Below are 18,102 nucleotides of genomic sequence, written 5' to 3'. Positions count from 1 at the left end.
CGACGACGTCAGTCGGCGACCCGTCGTCGTGCGATCCCCACGGCGCCCGCCGCGAGGAATGCGATGCCCCAGATCGCCAGCTGCCAAGGCGCGTCTCCGCCGGTGGCCGCCAGCATGCGCCGCTCGGCCGCAGCAGAAGCCACCCCAGAAGCCGCCCCAGAACCCGCCGCCGGGTTCGCCGCGCCTGCAGCGCCGTTGCCCGAGACCGCGCCCCCCGTGCCGGCCTCGGCCCCGGAGCCAGCCCCAGGCGCCGACCCCGACCCCGACCCCGACCCAGACCCCGACCCCGACCCCGACCCCGACCCCGACCCAGAACCCGACCCCGGCTGCGATCCGCCCGGCCCCGGCGGCGTCGTCACATCGGCGGGGCGCACCTCGACGGGGCTCCATCCGAGCGTGGTGCCGTCGTCCGCGGCGAGGGCGAGGCGGTGGGAACCGGCCGGGATGTCCGCGGGGAGCGCGAACGTCGCCGCGCCCTCAGCCGTCACGGTGGCGCCGCCGAGGTAGCGGGGCTCGGAGAACAGCCACCCGTGGATCGTCGCGCCCGCGAGGTCGCGGCCGACGTTCGCCGTCACCGTCGAGCCGGGCGCCGGTGTTCCGTCCACCACGACGTCCCCGCGGTTGCCTGCGTTCAGACCGTCGGGGTCGGGCACTGCCGGGCCCGAAGCTGCACCCGTCGTGGCCTGCACCGAGACGGGAGCGCTCTGGCCCGCCGCGTTGTGGGCGGTCACCGTCACCGTGTACGTGGTCGACGGCTCGAGGTCGGTGAACCCGAAGCGTCCGAGCCCCTGCACGTCGTCGACCTCGCGCGTTTCGGTGCGGCCGCCGCCCGTGAGAGTCGCGGTGTAGGTGGTGGGCAGATAGAACGGCCACACCCCCTCCGGGAACGGGGTCTGCAGCGGGGCCGCCCAGATCTCGCCGAGCAGCGCCGTGGGGCTGCTGTCACGGATCGTCACCGTCGGCTCGCCGGGAACCTCCGGCACCGCGAACCAGATGTTGCGGGTGCCGGTCGCGCCGTAACTGTTGTGCAGGCTCGCCTCGATCTCGTACGTGCCCGGCTTGAGTCCGGTCAGGATGAAGACCGTCCGGGTCGTCGAGGTCCGCGTGATCGGTTCGCCGCCGTCCATCGGACGGACGATGAGCTCGTATCGCTCGATCGGTCCGCGCTCGCCAATCGGGCCGACGCCGATCTCTGCGCCATCGACCCGGATGCTGATCGTGACCCCCGTCTGCGGCGGCAGGTTCGCGGCGGTGTCATCGTCGCCCGCACCGGACCCGTCGTCATTCACGTAGCCGGCCGCGGCACTGACTGCCGCGAGGTCAGCAGACTCCGGTGCAGGTGCAGGTGCAGGTGCAGGTGCAGGTGCAGGTGCCGATGCGGATGCGGATGCTTCGGCGGCCACCGGCATAGCGACGACCGGCTCCCCAACCGGCGCCGCGACAACAGGCGTCTCGGCGACCGGCTCGACGGCCGGCTCCGAACTCGGCGTCGCCGGCCCCGGCGCTACTGCCGCCGCTCCCGCCGCCGCAACCGGCGGGCCCGCCTCGACAGCCTCGTTGGCGGTGGCCGACCCCGCCGGACCGGCGCCCCCGGCCGGCTCGTCGGCATGCGCCGGGAGCGCCATGCCGGCGACGACGAGTGTCGCCGCGATCAGCGCGGCGGAGGCCGCGGCGAGGGAGGGATGTCTCTTCTTCATGGATCCTCATCGGGAACGGATTGCGACCCGCGCCCCAGTCGGCGAGCCGTCGATCTCACGCTGGCATCGGTCGCCCGATCACAACGGCCGTTCAGGCCCGCCACGGCCGTGTGCGAACAACTCCGAACACGCCGGCGGCCGGCATCGATAGAGTGAGCGCCGCGGGGCGAGGGGTCGCGCCGCGCGTATGCGGTTTGCGACATGCGATCGCACCAAGGGTGGGGGAGTGTCTGTGCAGGAGGACGAGAAGCGATTCGGCGAGCCCGATTCGCTCGACGCGATCGCGCGCGATCTGCTCGCGTTGAAGGATGCCGCAGGCCCCGTGTCGTACGCCGAACTCGTGCGTCGCATCGCGCAGCTGCGGGTGGAGCGTGGCGTGAACCCCGCGGCCGCGCAGCCCCCGCGCACCACCGTGTACGACGCGTTCCGACCGGGCCGGGCCCGGATCGATGTCGGCCTGCTGCGCGACATCGTGCTCGCGCTGGGCGCCGACACCGCTGAGGCCGATCGCTGGATCCGTCGGTATCAGGCCACCCGCCGGCCCGACGACGTCGCTCCGCGGGTCGCCGCCCCGCCCCGCCCGCGCCCGTCCCCGGGCTCCGCCCTCCCACCGTCGCCGCGTCCGACGCCGCAGCTGCCGGCGACCCCGCTGGCGGCGCCGCATCCGCTCGTGTCGCGCCGCGTGCAGGCGCTGATCATGCTCGGATGCCTCATCGTCAACTTCATCGGGATGTCGACGGTGCAGCTGCTGCACCTGCCGATCTACCTCGACATGGCCGGAACCGGCGTGGCGGCGATGATCTTCGGGCCGTGGGCCGGGGTCATCGTCGGGTTGAGCACGAACGTGTTTGGTTTCGTCGTCGGAGCCCCCGGAGCCGCGCCCTTCGCGATCGTCAACGTCGCCGGAGCGCTCGTGTGGGGGTACGGCATCCGCCGCTTCGGCATGGGGGCGGACCTGTTCCGCTACGTCAATCTCACGCTGCTCGTCGCGGTGGCGTGCTCCTTGGTGGGGGCTCCGCTGGGCGTTCTCATGTTCGGCGGGTACTCCGGCCACGGTTCCGACAACGTCACGTCGTCGATCGCCGGTCTCGGGCTGCCGGTCGTCGCGGCGGCGTTCTCGGCCAACATCCTCACGTCGATCATCGACAAGATGCTCTCGGGGTTCATCGCCCTCGTCGGCATAGCGATGCTGCGCACCCGAGTGAGCATTCCCACCGCGCAGATCCCGCTCGTCGAACGGCTGATCGTGCAGAGCGGACAGGTCTCGGGTAACCGGATCGGCTGGTCGCCCGGCGCGATCGCGCGCTGACCTCGCTGTCGCTCGACCCTGGTTGCCCTCACGCGGCCACGGCGGAGTCCGGGTTCTCCAAGGTGAGCTTCCTAGGCTTGTCGTTTCGGCATGGCGAATAGGGGTGCAGATGAATCGGGTCTCGGCTGGGGGAGCAGGGATCGAGTCGGCCACCGGTGTGCCCGACCGGCCTCGACTGACACGTGTGCTCGAGTCACCCATGGTCCGGTTGTGCGTCGTCCAAGGACCGAGCGGGGCCGGCAAGACGACGCTGCTGCGCACCTGGACGCTGCGGACGGAGCGCCCCGAATCGGTCGTGTGGGTTTCGGTGCCCGAGAAAGTGGACGGCAGCCGGATGCTGTGGCATCGGGTCATCACCGCTGCCGCGAAGACCGGGCACGTGTCGGCCGACGTGGTCGCACGCGCCGGCCGGCTGGTCGAGGCGGGCGCCGACCCGGTCGAGGCGGCCCGCCGTGTCGTCGCGCTGGATCGCCCGGCCGTGCTCGTGCTCGACGCCTACGAGCGGCTCGGCGAGCTGACCGAGCGGATCGACGCCGATCTCGCGCGTCTCCTCGCGATGTACCCGATGCTGCGCGTCATCGTCGCGACTCGGGGGGAGACGGCCCTGTCGGTCGCCGCTCTGGATGACGGGATCACCCGCGTGCTCTCGCGCAGCGAGCTGGCCTTCACGCCCGCAGAGGTCGTCACGCTCATGCGCGAGCAGGCGCGCATGGCCGACGAGAGGGCGGCGCATCAGGTGGTCGTGGCCACCGGCGGATTCGCGCTCACGGTGTGTGCGGTGGTGAGCGCGATCGCGCAGGTCGGCCACATTCCTCGACTGGACTCGAGCGAGTGGCACGGCGTCGTGGCCGATCGGATCGCGTCGTCGCTGCACGACCCCGCGACCGTCGAGTTCATGACCGACACCGCCGTCGCGCGGTCCGTCGACGCCGACCTCGCCCGACGGCTGAGCGGCAATCCGGATGCCGAGGCGCTGCTCACGGCGCTCGAGAGAGACGGGTTCGGGCGATGGATCCCCTACGCGTCGGGTGGGCGCGTGTTCCAGTACGCCGAGACCGTGAGGGACGCGTTCCGTGCTCGCGCTCGTCGGGACGGCGACCGATACCGGCGGTTGTGCGTGACAGCGGCGCAGTCGATTCTCGAGGGTGGCATGGGCCTCGTCTGCGCCCTCGAGCTGGCCGTCGAGGGCGCGGATTGGGCGCTCGCTGATCGCGCGCTGGCTCACCTCTTCGCAGCGAGTATCGACAGCTACGCGGATGACAGCCTGTTGCCGGTGCTCGAGCGCGTGCCCGAGAACGTTCTGCCGTGGCATCCGATGCTCACGTTCGGCCTGGGGTTGTCTCTCTCGGCCAATCCGCTGCGGTGGCCCGAGGCTGCTCGCCTCTTCGACATGGTGATCGATGCGCCGTCGTACCCCACGTACTTCGCCCCCGCGCTCGATGAGGTGACCCGGCTGAGCGTGGGCGCGACCGCCGCGCGCCTGCGCGGAGACTGGTGCACTCCGATCACGTGGAGCAGGCGTGCCGTCGAACTGATCGACCAGATCGATCCCGATGTCCGTTCGCGCTTCAGAGAGCACCTGGGTGCCATGCTGCGGCAGCTGAGCCTGTCGCTCTGGCAGGGAGGTCGTCTGCACGAAGCGATGACGGCGGCGACGCGGTCGGCGGCGGTGTGCTCGACACCGGCGTCACGCAACTCGTCGACGGTCGTCGCCGCGGCGATGATCGCTTCGGCGGGTGACACCGAACGGACTCGTGCCCTGCTGGCGAGCATCGATCGCACCGCCTGGTCGCTCGAGAACGGCCTGGTGTCGTCCAAGGGTCTGGCGGTCCTCGCCCAGGCATGGATCAGCTTGGACGCGCTCGACTTCCGTGGCGCCGCGAAGCAGTTGAAGCTCATGCCGAACGCGCCGCACTCCGAACGCTGGCCGTTGCTCACGGCGACAAGCCTCGCCGTCTGGCACGGCAAGGGGCTCGCGGCGGCGGAAGCTGAGCGTGTCGCGACGGAGCTCGGCCACGGCGACCTGCCCGGGGTGGGGGCCAACGTCGCCAGCCAGCAGCTGCACGCCGCCCTCGGGCTGGCGTGGCTCGCCGCCGGCGACCACCGCCGTGCCGCCGAGGTGCTGGATCCGCAACCGTCCGACAGTCCGTACCTGTCTCACGCGCGCGTGATGTGGCTGCTGTCCGAGCACCGCGACGCCGCCGCCCTCGAGCGGGCTGAGGCCGAGCTCGAGCTGCCCGGGCACACCATCCGCTCGCGCGCCGAGGTGCAGACGTCGGGCGCGATCGCGGCGCTGAGAGTGGGCGACGACGAACGCGCCTGGACCTGGCTCGGGGCCGCGGCCCTGGCCGCCGACAGTTACGGCGCACGGATGCACGTCGCGTTGCTGCCGCCTCGTGATCGCCTCGCGCTGGGAGACTTCGCGGCGCAGCGGAACTCGCTCGTGCTGCAGCGCTACCTCAAGACCCCGGGTCGGGTTCGCGGTGCCGCCCGGCCGCCGGCCGTTCAGCTCACCGATCGCGAGAAGGTCGTGCTCGCGGCGGTCGACAAGCATGGGAACACCCGCGACGTCGCCGCAGCGCTCTTCGTCTCGCCGTCGACCGTGAAGGCGCAGCTGCAGTCGATCTACCGCAAGCTCGGTGTGACGTCGCGCCGAGCCGCCTGCGATGTGGCCCGCGAGCTCGGCATCCTCGACTCGAACTCCTCGCCGCACGTGCCGTGAGTGGCACGACCGGGACTAGTCCGGGAGTGAAATCGCGGCCGAAAGGACTAAGTCCTTCCTCCTGACCGTCCTGGCGCGTCTTGGGGCTGAGACCGTTGTTCGGTCGCCACGAGCGCGACCGAACAACCGTCGCCGATCTGGGGCGGCGCGAGACACGATGCGCTCGGGGTGACACCCCTGTGCGCTGGGGGAGGAACCATGCAACGTACGGAGGCAGGTGCGCGTCCACGCCGCGGGCGTATGGCGAGCGCGGTGCTCGCGATCGTCGTGATGGCCATCGGGCTCTGGGGCGGCGCCACGCCGGCGGTCGCCGCCGGGTCGTCGGCGGTGCTCGACAGCGTCGAGTTCGCGAACGACACCTTCCAGGACCAGTCGGTTCAGACGCTCAAGGTGGCGTGGCACGCGAGCGAGTCGCCGGCCACGCCGCCGCTTCACGTCGCGTTCGATCTGCCGGCCGAGCTCATCGGGCAGGGCACGTCGTTCAGCATCGGCAACGGCACGTGCACCGTCACCGCAAACCGGGTCGAGTGTGTCGTCGACGACGACTACGTGCTCGAGAACCCGCTGGACATCCGGGGCGAGTTCGAGATCCGGGCGCAGGTCGACCTCAAGAACACCGAGGCGCTTCCGGGCGCGACGTTCACGGTGGGCGGCGTTTCGACCCCGCCCGTGCACGTCGACTCGCGTTTCTGCGCCGAGAACTGCGAGTACGGCGGCGTCTGGGGGCCGTGGAAGAGCGGCTGGTACGACAACCCGAACGACACCGTCCACTGGTGGGTCGGCGTGCCGACGCGCGGCGACGGCATCCAATCGGCGGACGGCGGGCTGTCGCTCGCGCCGGGGCAGACGATCACCGTCACCGACAGGTTCGACGAGAACAACCCGTTCACTCTCGTCGAGGGGTCGCCGCGGGTGCAGCGCGCGACCTGCGTCGCGGTGAGCGAGTGGAACGATCCGTCGCTCGTGTGGGTCGACCTCGACCGTTCGCAGTACACCGTGAGCGACGGTGGTCGGCGCGTGCAGTTCGTGACGACCGCGGGCGAGGGGTGCGTCGGCCAGGATGCCGGTGAGAACGCGGTCGCGCTGACCGGATCGGTGTACCAGGTGAACTGGGACACCATCGCCGAAGACGGCGGCAAGGGCGTGTCCGGGCCGGGCTCGTACGACAACAACGCGACGATCGAGATCGACGGTGCCGTCAAGGAGACCACCGCGACCGCGACCCGTTACAGCAGTAGCGGGTCGGCCATCGGCCGGAGCTACGCCCGCTTCCAGCTGCAGAAGACGTGGGACATCGACGCCACGGTCATCGCCCCCGACGGCATCCGAGTCGATTACACGATCGAGTACCCGGGCGGCGTCCCCGCCCCCACCTCGGGCACCATCACTCTCGACGCCGGGAATGACTGGTCGTACACGAGCCCCGACATCTACGCCGGTTCGACGGTGACGCTGGCGGAGGTCGACCCGTGGCCCAGCAACGTCGACGGCTCGGCCGTGCTGACGCTCGACGGTGCTCCCGTCGCGCCGCTGCGAGACGGCTCGTTCACTTTCACGACGACCCACTCGACGACCCCGCTCGCGGTCACCCTGACGAACGCGGCGACGCTGCAGACGCAGGCCGTGCAGGCGCGGAAGCAGCTCGACAACCCCGACGGGATGCGGATGCCGGATGGCACGGCGTTCGAGCTGACGGCGTCGTGGCCCGCGAGCCCCGACCTCGCGATCGCGGCGGGCTCTGCATCGGTCGCGCTGCCCGCCGACGGATCGGTCGTGGAGTTCCCCGCGCTACCGGTCGGTGCCGAGGTCAGCTTCGCCGAGACTACGCCTGCCGATGTTGCCGGTGGCACGTGGACCGGCTCGACCGTCTCGCCGCAGACGCTGGTGATCGGACCGGACTCGGTCGGGACGACCGTGACCGCGACGAACGTAATCGCTCGCGACGTCGGGTACTTCGCCATCGAGAAGAAGCTCACCGGCGATGCCGCCGACCTGGTCATCGACCGCACGTTCGAGGTCGACTACGCCTGGCCCGCGAACAGCGAGCTCGGCATCGAGGCAGGGTCGGGGACGGTCTCGGTCATGGCAGACGAGGATGCCGTGACGGTCACCGCGCCCGCCGGCGCCGAGGTCACCCTCAGCGAGAAGCCGGTCGCGATCACCGGAGGGACGTGGGCTGCGCCGACCTTCGAGCCGGGCAACACGATCACGGTCGTGCAGGACGAGACCGCGCGGATCACGCTGACCAACCTCATCGAGCTGAACACGGGCGCCTTCTCGCTGCATAAGGTGATCGACGGCAATGCCGCAGGTCGCGTTCCCGCCGACGCCGAGTTCACCGTGCACTACGCCTACCCCGCCGGTGTCGGATTCGGCGCTGCCGAAGGTGAGCTGACGGTCGCAGCCGGTGAGACCGTGACCAGCCCGCAGCTGCCTTACGGCGCGCAGGTCACTCTCACCGAGCTCGCACCCGCCGATGTCGAGGGCGCGACGTGGGAGGCGCCGGCGTTCAGCCCCGCCACCGTCGCGATCGGTGACGGCACGGTCGTCGAGGTGACGCTGACGAACACTCTCACCGCGCCAGAAGTGGTCGCCGCCACGGTCCCGGGTGACCCGGGTGATCTCGCGGCCACCGGTGTGCTGGGCGGTGACGCGGTCGTGTGGTGGGCGACGGGGTCTGCGCTTCTCATGCTCGCGATCGGGGCCGCGGTGCTGATGGCATCTCGCTCGCGGCACGCCCACTCCGTCGGGGCGGTCGAGTAGCGGAGAAGCGCCTCAGATGGGGGGAGTGGCCGGAGCGAGTCGATCGCTTCGGCCACTCGTCCTTTCGGTCAGCGCCTGCGTCGGCCGCGTCGCCGGCCGTAGGCGGCGGCTGTCGCGATGGCGGCTACGGCGAGCAATGCGGCGATGAAACGGATGCGTCGGTCTCGGGCCTTCGGTGCGGGGTCGGTGTGTGCGCTTGAAGTGTACGCGAGGTGTGTATGCCATATGGCATCCCGCCTGCCACAACCTCAGGGTGAGCACACCCGGACTGTGAGCCGGTACCGGTCTTAACCCTGCGTTCCCTCAGGCCTGAGGTGCGCGCAACGTGAGAGGCGTATCGTCGCGTTCTGTCGGGAGCGGGGTGCCGACGCGCATCGATCAAGGGTGGTCTGCGGACGGGGAGGAACATGCGCAACTACCGAGTGACCCACATCTACGACGCAGCCGACGGCTGGCGACAGGTGCGGCCCTTCGTGCTGACCGCTGACATCCGCGATGAACTCATACGGGACGGATGCACGATGGTGCGAGTCCGTTCGGGGCTCGGGCATCGCAAGCTCTCGCTCATCCGGGTGCGAGACCTGCACTGAGGTGCCCAGATCACTGCGGAATAGGGGTCCAGCCGAGCACGATCGCCGTAAGTGTCACTGCTCCTCGTGCTTCCCGTTGCTCTGGAGGTCACGAGTGAATCGCTCCTCTCGCGGGTGATCGGTTCGTCGACGACCGGGTCGAGAAGAAGCGTCCGACCGTGAGCGTCGAGCTGGACGCCCGCCATCTTCAGACGACGTGCGAGTGCGCTGCGGAGGCCCCGTCGAGTGCCACGCGGCCGGGAAGCACGGGATTAGCCATGCTCCTCGAGCTGACCGAGGCGCAGGTAGCGACCCACCCGTGTCAGAAGGGCGGTGGCTCGTGCCTGCTCGCCTCGGGTGGTGGCGCGGCGCCAGTGTCGGGAACGAAACAGACCGACGGAACCGGAACATCTTCGCGGTAGACCCGGCCCAGGGGCGAGGTCCATTCCATGACCCCGCCGCCGATCTGTCTGACTTCCCACCGGGTGAATTGCTTCATCGAATGGTGTCGCTGACACAGGTGGGCAAGGTTGAAGATGTGCGTGTGCCCACCGAGGGCGTAGTCGATGGTGTGGTCGAGTTCGCACCGGATCGCGGCCCGGCGGCATCCGGGGAATCGGCAGTGTTGATCTCTTGCCTTGAGCAGTCTGCTCATCGCCGCGGGCGGCCGGTAGGTGTCGACCTCGACCGGGGTGCGGGTGATGGGGTCGATGAAGAGCCGGTTCCACATCCTGGCGCGGCCGGCGAGTCTGCGGGCGGTGTCGGCGTCGATGAGCGAGGCGCCCACCAGTTCGGCGGGGGCCTCGTCGGTGCCGGTCACCGTCTCGGACCTCAGCGTCACCTGGACCTGCGCCCGGATCGCACCCAGTGGCCCCGCGGCGTCGCTGCCGTACGTGGGATCGACGACCGGGGCGCCGCCCAGCAGCAGGTCGCCGAGGATGTCGGCGCGGAGCTGATCCATCGTGCGGACGTCGGGTGCAGAATCCTCCACCGGCGCCCCACCGGCGGCGGCGCGTGCGTCTTTGACGGACTGCGCCATGGAGGTGAGGCGGTCGTGGATGCCTGCGGCGATGACCGTCGGCAGGGTGGCGCTGAGTTCGGACATGCCGTCGGTGCCGTGGGTCACCCAGACGCCTCGCTTCGCCGCGGCGCTGCGGTGCCGCTCGGCGAAGGACTCGGACCCCATCCGGGCGGCGAGGTTGCGGAGCGGTTCGCGCACCCGGGAGGCGATGTCGCGCTCGCAGACGAGGATCGCCTGCCGTGCGTAGTCGTCGCGGATGTCGTCGGCGAGGCCGCATCCCATCCGGATGACGACGTCGACGTGCTCGCGCGTGATGCGCTGCCGCTCCCATGCCTCGAAGACGACGGGGTAGTCGTCGACGATGGTCAGCGCGTGGTCGATCTCGTTCTGCGCGCGGCGGTCGTGCGACCGCCTCACTCCGGCGATCTCGGCGGCGATCGAGCGCATCTCCATGTCGGACCCCATGCCACGCGGCCGCTCGCCCGAGCGCGCAGCGACGCGCAGAGCGCTGCGCCCCGCCTCGGCGAGCGCACGAGTCATCGCGATGTTCGCTGCGTGGAGCAGGTCGTCTGCCTCGGACACCCGATCGATGACGCCCGCGTACGGCACGCTCGACGAGCCGGCATCCGGTTCGTATGAGCTTTCGCCGTTCGATGTCATGTTCCCATTATTGCGAGGGAGTCAGACATTCTCCTCGAATATCCGTACGGCTGTGGAGAACTGTTTTGCGGCTCGGTTGTGGAGGAATGGACGGCCGCGGCGGAGCCCGCTCCTCTACACCGAGTCGGGATTCGGCAGGTTGGCAGTGACGACTCACGTGATAGTTGCGGTGGAAATCGCGAGCGCCACGGCGGGGACGATCAGCAGAAGGCTTGCAACGGCCCACGAGATCACCTCCGCAGCTCGCGCCCACCCTTCGCCGCGCTCTTTCGGCGGTGAGGCCGTGGCGATCTGTTCGCCCGCTGCGGCGGCGAGTATCAGCCCGAGGGGGAACACGACGCTGACGAACGGGCTGATGACAGCGAGCCGGTTCAACGGCAGCGTCGCAGGGCGCTTGCTTTCGTCCCGCAGGACACCGTCGTCGAGCCGGTTCGCTTTGCCCTCTGCGAGCTTGATTGCGATCGCCCGGAGAAGCCGGCTCTCGGCGGGGCCATCGTCGGAGCGCGGCCGCCGCCGGCCGGTGAGGTAGAACGCCATCCCGGCGTTGCTGCAGGTGACGACGGTGAATCGAAGAAGAGCGTCGGCCGCAGCGCCGATCGGGTTCGTCCCGTCGGCCGATTCGATACTCGCGATGACGATCGTCCCCGAGACGCCGACCATGGCGAGGATGACCACGTCAGTGTCGGTAGGGGCGACCGCGTTGAGCATGAGGAGCTGAGCGACCATGAGACCGATGACGCGCGCAATGTCACTGATCACCCCTCGCATAGATGGCGGCCCCGCGCGGCGCTTGAGCGCGGTGAGAGCTGCGCGCTGCTCTTCCGCGGCGATCTTTCGGCGCGTGCGTCGCACAGCCGGGTCGGTCGGGGGGAGGGGGACTGCCGCCGCGGCGTCTGCCGCGAATAGCGCCAGGAGAATTCCGAGAGCTATCGGGCCGAAGCCGCGCACCAGGTCGATGCCGGTCGGTGCGGGTTCGATCATGTATGGGATGGCGATGTAGATGCCCAAGCCGAGTGACGTGGGCACGAGCAGCGCGGCGATCAGTGGGAGGAGTTGCTGCCGTCCCCCCCCCCCGATGCAGTGGGCTGTTGAAGCGCCCCAGGGTCTCGGACGGCGAGTTGCAGAGTGGTGACGAACAGGCCGACTACACCGAACGCGGCGAGTGCGTCGCCGCCGTCGAACCGCGGCAGGACGAGCCGCGGCGCGTCTGGGTTGAGCTGGGTGAGGGCGAAGAGTGAGACGAGCGTGAGGACGGCGACTCCGCGCCCCAGCGTTGCGCCCAGAGTCCGCGCGTACTGCGAGAAGTCCTCGTCATGGGCTCGCAGCAAGTCGGCGAGATCGTCCGCGACCGATTCCTCTTCGGCAACCGGATCGGTGTCGGCGGGTGCGCTCAGCGAGGCATCACGAGGCGGCCGTCGGCTACGCAAGAGCATTGTCGCGAGGACTCTCATAAGGCGATTCTGCCGGTGGGCGCCTCGCCGCCGTGACGGTGCCGGGCATGTGACTTCGCCCGTCAGGTCGCGCCGATGTCACTCGCGTGGACGCGCGAAAGGCACGCAGGTAACCGTGATCGCTAGAGTGACGCCGCGGGGACACTCGGTCGCTTCGGCAGACGCGGCGGTGCCCGCTCGAGCCGGGCGGTGACCAATTGAACGTGATGCGACGGAGCGTGGCGCGAAGGCCGCGCCGCCTGTTCGTCGCGACCGTCGGGTGCGTCGTCCTCGTGCTCGCGATGGCCGCGTGTTCGCAGGGACGAGTCGACCCGCAGGAGTACGACCCGTACACGGTGGCGCAGCGTGCGGATGCCGCGGCGGCGGCCGAAGCAGCGCTTTCGCGAGCGGCCGGCGGGGTCGTGCTGACCACGGAGACCACGGATGTCTGCTCCCCGGGGCGAAGGAACTGGTGGGTCCAGGATCTCAGCGCGTGGACCTGCTCGCGTTCCTCTCGGTGGCTCGTTGCGGCTGCGAGCGGCGACCCGGGGGAGGTGATCGCCGGATATCGGGCTCATCTGACCGACGCCGGATGCACGGTCGACGAATCGTCATACGGGATGGTCGAACGCTACTGGGCTGACTGGGGAGTCGCGGGGATGTATCAGAACGGTGAGCCCTACACCGTCGACGACCTTCCCTCGGCGTTTGCGATGTGCGACAACCAGTCGGTGGGCATCGCCTTTCGGACGCCCGCTGCGGTGCGGGCCCCTGCCCCCGCGCTCTCATCCACACTCGTGATCGAATACGACGCTTTCGAGCTCGAAGCGGTGACCGGCGCCGGAATACCCTTCGTCGTCGTGCTCCGCACAAGCCGGGGCTACCACTCCGTCGACTGGACGGGCGAGATCAGCGGGAAGGACGAGGATGACGCGGAGTCGGACTTCCCGCCCGGCTGGAGCGACTGTTACAGCGGAAGCGACTGCGACTGCCCGGGCGGATAGAGCCGTCACCGGGTGACAGCCACGTGCGCGTTCGGTCAGCGACTGCGGCGACTGCGGCGTCGGCCGTAGACGGCGGCCGTCGCGATCGCGGCGACGGCGAGCAATGCGGCGATGAAGAAGACGGTGGTGTCCACGGTGGCTCCCCACGGTGGGCGGGTGCATGCCACGCTACGCGGACGACGGATGCCGCGGGCGGCCCGGTTGTGGCGGAACCTCAGTGCCGGCGCAACCCGACCGGTAGTCGATACGGGTGGTAGCCCTGGGTTTGCTCAGGCCTCCTGTGCCCGCGGCGTAAGCGGCGTATCGTCGCGTTCTGTCGGGAGCGGGGTGCCGACGTGCATCGATCAGGGGCGGTCTGCGGAAGGGGAGTAACCATGCGCAAGTATCGAGTGACTCACATCTACGACGCAGCCGATGGCTGGCGCCAGGTGCAGCCCTTCATCCTGACCGCTGATATCCGCGATGAACTCGTGCAGGGCGGATGCAGCATGGTGCGAGTCCGCTCAGGGCTCACGCATCGCAAGCTTTCGCTCCTCCGGGTGCGCGACCTGCACTGAGGGTGCGCGGTCTCTAGGGCAGCGCCAGGGTGGCCATCTAATTGAGCCATTGAGCTTCACGGGCTCGCCCATGACGCTTTCGACGCCGAGTTCCCGGGGTCAGCGCGCGGTCCCGGTGCCGGCGAGCTCCGGGACCGCGGCTTCAATGAGCTGTCGCACCACCGGGTCGAGGTGCGCATCTGCGTCTAACGCGGCATTGATCCACTCGGGGCCCTTACCTACGTCGCGATGAAAATCCTCGAGCTCCCCCACCGGCACCAGGATCACACCTTTTGACGCCAGTGCACCGATGAAGGCTCGGACGGAGCGCGAGGCATTTCCGGCGGGTGCGCCCGCCAGCCCACCATTCTTCAGCCGCGTCCAGAAGTCCGAGACCCCCTTCGCGTGTTTCTGGATGTCGGTCCAGTTGGACTCCAATTCATCGTCCCACTCCTGGCCGAAAGCTCGAACGATGGACTTCAAGACGTGAACCCGCTCCAGTGTGTCGAAGTCAACGATTGCCGAGACGCTGACGTCGAGGTCCCCAAGTAGCGCGCCGAGCTTGGCGATGCCACCGTCGCCACTGCTCGGGACGAAGAGAGTGTTGTCTGCGACGCTTTGAATGTCTCGACTTGTGGCCAACTCGTCAGCTGCGGCTGAGTAGAATCGGCAATCGGCGTCGCCCTCGCATATGACGACGCGCTGGTGGAAAAGTCCTTGAAGAACAGTGGAGTAACGCAGGGACGGTTGCAAGCGATAGCGTTCTAGCTCCGATGTCGACAATTTCTTCACGGAGGCGCCATCCGGCCCTCTTCGTAAACGAATGATCTCCACCCCGGCTTCGCCACCCTCCAGTAGGCCTACGAGGAGGTCGCGGTCGTGCGTTGCCACTATCACCTGCATCGCGCGACCCTGCGCCTCTCTTGACAGCCAGCGTCCGACGGCTCTTGCCTGAGCAGGGTGAAAAAAGGTCTCGGGTTCGTCTAGGAGTAGGACTTGCGGCGACAACGCAAGCACGATGAGGGCGAGTCCCGCGAAACTGCGCATGCCGTCGCCTTGTTCGTCGAGATTTCGAGTTGCGGTGACGGCATCCGCGTATTCCTTGCTGATGTTGTTGGCGGGCGGAATCTCGACTTCGATGCGGCCAGCCTTGAGTCTCGGTGGAAACGTCACTCGGTCAACGAAGCACGGAATGTCGAACAAGTCATTCATGATCTGGGTAAACTCGCGTTCGAGTGCTCCGTCTTCCATTAGACGACGGATCAACCAGTTTCGAAGCGATTCCGGCGCCATGTCAGTGCGGAGGGTGCCCTCGGCATATGATGTCAGCCCTCCCGCGGGAATACGCCTGACAACTGCCTCTGTCAAGTATTGCAGACCTGATCCGTGCTCAGCGCTCCGCAAAATGGGTGCGATTCCGTCTCGTCCCACCTGCAGTGCGCCGGGCGGTAGCGAGATGTTCGTCGGGTGGCCACCGTCCACTCCTACCGCGTTTCGATGTAGCCACGCGGCAATCGCGTCGTCGTCGAGGTCGCTGAGTCTAAATCTGGATTTCGCGACGAGTGGTCGCGCCTTCGCCTCCACTCCGAAGTGCCCGACGTCTCCCTCGCCCTGACGAACGGACTCGACGAGGTCCTTCAGCAGCTGCGACTTTCCGGAGTTGTTCGCGCCGACCACACACGTGACGCCCTTTTCGGAGAGCGTCACGACCTGGCCGCTCGCAAGTTCGAAGCACTCGAAAGAGGCGCTGAATGTCATTTCGAACCACCCTTGAAGATGCTGGTGTAGTAGGACTGTCATCGGTCGAAGCCCTGCGTTGCCTGTCGGCTAGGTTCATCATGCACCCTCCTCGAGTCGACGGGAGTGGATCCGGAGAATTGGGCGGTTACCTCTCGGGGCCCGGCGTGGGCGGTGTGGTCTCGCTCTTCGGCAGCCTGCACTGCTTCTCGGTTTGGCGGGGCAGTCGCCGATTGAGGAACCTGAGCTCTTCGTCACCGCCTGAACCGTCGACCGGTGCAGGGCGAGGTGATATTGGGCTCCTCTGACCGACGCCGGGTGCATCGACTTCCGGACGACCGCTGCAGCGCAGTCGGCTGCCCTCGCACCGTCATGCTCGCTCATCATTTGTAACGATGCGCTCGAGCTCGAAGCGGTGACCAGCATGGGAACGCCCTAGGTCATCGTGCTCGGCACCAGCCGAGCTACCAGTCCGTTTCATGGACGGGCCTGCCCGGCTGGTGCGCCTGCCACAGCGGCGGTGACTGCGACTGCCCTGGTGGATGAACAGCGCAGATCGCGTACTCGGGGTACTGCGCCCGCGGATGACGGCATTAGCGCACCTGTGCGGCTCCCGTCGGACTCGTTTCAGGTAACTGCTCGATGTAGAGCGGTCTGGCCGGGCTGCCCCTCTCGTTTCGTGGTTCTTGTGAGATCAACCAGCCCAGTGGAGAGAGGACATAGAAACCTCCGGCCACGAGAGCAGCCGCGACTCGACCGATCGTCCCCCACATGGTGTCGACCCACGCTGGTCGGCTGCCGTCCAATCGCCGCCTAGCCACCATCACCACCCCGGTGACGGTGACCGCTACCGCGATCGTCGCTGCTATCCCCAGCAGCACCTCAGCCTGTCGGCCCGCCTCGAGTAGGAGAGAAACAGCCAGCAACGCCGTTGAGCCCGAACGGTTCTCCACACCGTTCGCGCTGGCGAAGGCTATCGCGACGATAAGTAGGAGAGCTGCGGCGAGTGCCACGAGGTCGGCGCGCTCGTTGATCCATGGCCGGCTGAAACCAACCAGCCTGCCGGGACCCCGAGCCATTCCATGAATGCGCGAAGCTGCTCGGTGGGAAGCAGTTCGTTCAAAGCGCCAACGACTGCTCCGAGGAACGTGACTCCGCAGGCGAATCGGTACACGTTGTCGAGTGTGAGTTTGAAGAAGCGGGGTGCATCAAAGCCCATCGTCGCCGCCTCGCAATGCCCTCTCCAGGGCAGAGAATCGATGTTGATCACGCATGTGGGCACCGTAGCGGCACCCCACGACAGCTCCCCATGCGCTCAAGTCACGCCTGGTAGTCGCCGACCCACCAGTCTGAGATCTCGGCCATCACTTCCGCGGTCGACCTATGCTGCGGATCAGCATGGAACGCCTCGAACGCGGCCTGATCGCCGAAGACGCCATCCTCGACGATGACGCGACCCTTCCGCTGGTCCAGCGACAGCTCGACCGTCCACGATTCGATACCTGGCAGAACGGCGAGTGACCGAAGCGCGTTGATCGCTTCGGTCACTTGTTGGTCTGAGACCTCATCGTGGATGCGGAACAGCACGATGTGGCGGAACGTGCTCACTCGCGGATGCGCTCGACGTTGTCGTGGTACCAGGCCACGGTGCGCTCCAGGCCCTCTTGCAGCGAGATCTGAGCGGTTTACCCGGCGTCGGCGAGCTTCGATACGTCGAGCAGCTTCTGCGGCGTTCCATCGGGCTTCGAGGTGTTCCACTCGGTCTCGCCCTGGAAGCCGGTGACGTCGGCGATCGTCTCGGCGATTTCGCGAATGGTGACGTCTGACCCGGTGTCGATAGCGACCTGCTCGGGGCCGTCGTAAGCAAGTGGAGCACGGCATCCGCCAAGTCGTCGGAGTGCAGGAACTCGCGGCGCGGGGTTCCGGTGCCCCAGTTCGTCACCGAGCTCGCACCCGAACGCGCCGCCTCGTCGTAACGACGGATGAGCGCGGGCAGCACGTGCGACCCTGGGCGAGAAGTTGTCATTCGGCCCGTAGAGGTTCGTAGGCGTGGCCGAGATCCAGGGCAGCCCGTACTGTCGCCGAACCGCCTGCGTGTGCAGAATGCCGTCGATCTTCGCGATCGCGTAGGCATCGTTCGTCGGTTCGAGGTGGCCCGTCAGCAGCGAGTCCTCGCGGATGGGCTGCTCGGCGAACTTCGGGTAGATGCACGACTAACCGAGAAAAGCGACACGCTCGACGTCATTCGCGGGTGCGGCATCGAGCACGTTCGTCTGGATGCGCATGTTGTCGCTGAGGAACTCGACGGGGTGCGTGCTGTTCGCCATGATGCCGCCGACCTCGGCTGCCGTCAACACGACGTATTTCGGCATGATCTCGCCGAGGTACGCGAAGACATCATCGCGGTTCTTGAGGTCGAGTTCTTTCGAAGTATCGCCGACGACGTTGGTGAACCCGGCCTTCTCGAGTCGCCGCACGATGGCGGAACCGACGAGCCCGCGATGCCCCGCAACGTAGAACGTCGCGTCACGGTCGAGCTCGCCTGGCGTTTAGCTCAGGCCGTCGCTCGCGGTCACTTGTGACCCCACGAGGCGAGCTTCACGGTGTCGATCCAGTCTAGGCCCCTGTTCGAGTGCTTCCACGGTCGAGCTGGC

The 18,102-nt window shown here is 68.1% G+C and carries 12 protein-coding genes and 1 pseudogene; 6 read left to right on the top strand and 7 right to left on the bottom strand.

Annotation, left to right across the window (positions count from 1 at the left end; all coding sequences use genetic code 11):
* Positions 1-8: 8 nt before the first annotated feature.
* A complete protein-coding gene (locus QUC20_RS13685; RefSeq protein ID WP_289330238.1) occupies positions 9-1,697 on the bottom strand; it encodes a fibronectin type III domain-containing protein in 1,689 nt (562 codons plus the stop codon).
* 226 nt (positions 1,698-1,923) lie between these two features.
* Between QUC20_RS13685 and QUC20_RS13680 the strand changes: the two genes are divergently transcribed.
* From QUC20_RS13680 to QUC20_RS13665, 4 genes are all read left to right on the top strand, one after another.
* A complete protein-coding gene (locus QUC20_RS13680; protein WP_289330237.1) occupies positions 1,924-3,006 on the top strand; it encodes an ECF transporter S component in 1,083 nt (360 codons plus the stop codon).
* Between the two features lie 109 nt (positions 3,007-3,115).
* Positions 3,116-5,728 (top strand): LuxR C-terminal-related transcriptional regulator, encoded by a 2,613-nt coding sequence (locus tag QUC20_RS13675; protein WP_289330236.1) that lies wholly within the window; start codon positions 3,116-3,118, stop codon positions 5,726-5,728.
* A gap of 198 nt (positions 5,729-5,926) precedes the next feature.
* Positions 5,927-8,491, top strand: a complete 2,565-nt coding sequence (locus QUC20_RS13670) for a DUF5979 domain-containing protein (RefSeq protein WP_289330235.1) — start codon at positions 5,927-5,929, stop codon at positions 8,489-8,491.
* Between the two features lie 407 nt (positions 8,492-8,898).
* Positions 8,899-9,081: a hypothetical protein gene (locus QUC20_RS13665; RefSeq protein WP_289330234.1), complete on the top strand. Its 183-nt coding sequence runs from the start codon at positions 8,899-8,901 to the stop codon at positions 9,079-9,081.
* 301 nt (positions 9,082-9,382) lie between these two features.
* Here QUC20_RS13665 and QUC20_RS13660 read toward each other — a convergent pair whose 3' ends face one another.
* The 3 genes from QUC20_RS13660 to QUC20_RS13650 all read right to left on the bottom strand — a co-directional run bounded on the left by QUC20_RS13660 (position 9,383) and on the right by QUC20_RS13650 (position 12,192).
* Positions 9,383-10,741, bottom strand: coding sequence for an HNH endonuclease signature motif containing protein (locus tag QUC20_RS13660; protein WP_289330233.1), 1,359 nt, complete (start codon positions 10,739-10,741; stop codon positions 9,383-9,385).
* A 153-nt stretch (positions 10,742-10,894) separates the two neighbouring features.
* Positions 10,895-11,767: a hypothetical protein gene (locus QUC20_RS13655; protein WP_289330232.1), complete on the bottom strand. Its 873-nt coding sequence runs from the start codon at positions 11,765-11,767 to the stop codon at positions 10,895-10,897.
* A gap of 14 nt (positions 11,768-11,781) precedes the next feature.
* A complete protein-coding gene (locus tag QUC20_RS13650; protein WP_289330231.1) occupies positions 11,782-12,192 on the bottom strand; it encodes a hypothetical protein in 411 nt (136 codons plus the stop codon).
* A gap of 218 nt (positions 12,193-12,410) precedes the next feature.
* On the opposite strand from QUC20_RS13650, the gene QUC20_RS13645 reads away from it, so the two are divergent.
* Together QUC20_RS13645 and QUC20_RS13640 are read left to right on the top strand one after the other, a co-directional pair.
* Positions 12,411-13,175, top strand: coding sequence for a hypothetical protein (locus tag QUC20_RS13645; protein ID WP_289330230.1), 765 nt, complete (start codon positions 12,411-12,413; stop codon positions 13,173-13,175).
* Positions 13,176-13,549: 374 nt separating this feature from the next.
* Positions 13,550-13,732: a hypothetical protein gene (locus QUC20_RS13640; RefSeq protein WP_112617826.1), complete on the top strand. Its 183-nt coding sequence runs from the start codon at positions 13,550-13,552 to the stop codon at positions 13,730-13,732.
* A gap of 99 nt (positions 13,733-13,831) precedes the next feature.
* Here QUC20_RS13640 and QUC20_RS13635 read toward each other — a convergent pair whose 3' ends face one another.
* The 3 genes and pseudogenes from QUC20_RS13635 to QUC20_RS13625 form a co-directional block, all read right to left on the bottom strand.
* Positions 13,832-15,469 (bottom strand): ATP-dependent nuclease, encoded by a 1,638-nt coding sequence (locus tag QUC20_RS13635; RefSeq protein WP_289330229.1) that lies wholly within the window; start codon positions 15,467-15,469, stop codon positions 13,832-13,834.
* Between the two features lie 1,299 nt (positions 15,470-16,768).
* Positions 16,769-17,056, bottom strand: coding sequence for a Dabb family protein (locus QUC20_RS13630; RefSeq protein ID WP_289330228.1), 288 nt, complete (start codon positions 17,054-17,056; stop codon positions 16,769-16,771).
* Positions 17,053-17,997, bottom strand: a pseudogene (locus tag QUC20_RS13625) (GDP-L-fucose synthase family protein); the annotation flags it as partial. The pseudogene QUC20_RS13625 and the gene QUC20_RS13630, both read right to left, overlap by 4 nt.
* Between the last annotated feature and the right edge of the window lie 105 nt (positions 17,998-18,102).

It is taken from the genome of Microbacterium arborescens (assembly GCF_030369635.1).
Taxonomy (GTDB): Bacteria; Actinomycetota; Actinomycetes; order Actinomycetales; family Microbacteriaceae; genus Microbacterium.
The sequence above is the reverse complement of the archived record's forward strand: the minus strand, read 5'-3'. Positions and strand labels throughout refer to the sequence as shown.